Origin of the sequence: Aliiroseovarius sediminis, from assembly GCF_022678485.1 — a bacterium.
GTDB classification, from domain to species: Bacteria; Pseudomonadota; Alphaproteobacteria; order Rhodobacterales; family Rhodobacteraceae; genus Aliiroseovarius; species Aliiroseovarius sediminis.
This window is the reverse complement of record NZ_JALBYP010000015.1, coordinates 1-486: the sequence shown is the minus strand read 5'-3', so window position 1 is coordinate 486 and position 486 is coordinate 1. Positions and strand designations below refer to the sequence as shown.

Genomic DNA, 486 nt, shown 5'->3' with positions numbered 1-486 from the left:
CAAACGTCGAGCCAAGTCATTCGGGTATGATTTGCAAGAGTTACCACTGGAGGCCGACATGGCTGTTTCTTAGGAAGGCCACCCAGTTCTTCGCGAGCCAAAAGCCGTGAGGTTTAGGTTCGTCGAAGAACACCGGGATGCGTTTCCGGCAGCGCGCCTGTGTCAGGTTATGGATGTCAGCATGCGGGGTTTACGTGCGTTCCGCAGTCGGCCAGCCAGCCACAGGCAGCGATCCGATATGGTGACGTTGGCGCACATCAAAGAACAATCCCGTCTCAGCCTGGGCAGCTACGGGCGTCCACGGATGACCGAAGAGCTGAAGGAAATCGGTCTGAACGTTGGTCACCGTCGTGTGGGACGTTTGATGCGCCAGAACGGCATATCGGTTGTCAGAACCCGCAAACACAAGGTCACAACCGACAGCGACCACAAGTTCAATATCGCACCGAACTTACTGGACCGTGACTTTACCGCTGATATGCCAAA

General features: G+C 55.6%; 1 pseudogene. It reads left to right on the top strand.

Features of this window, described 5'->3' with window-relative positions:
* Positions 1-73 precede the first annotated feature (73 nt).
* A pseudogene (locus MN186_RS00070) lies at positions 74-486 on the top strand (IS3 family transposase); the annotation flags it as partial.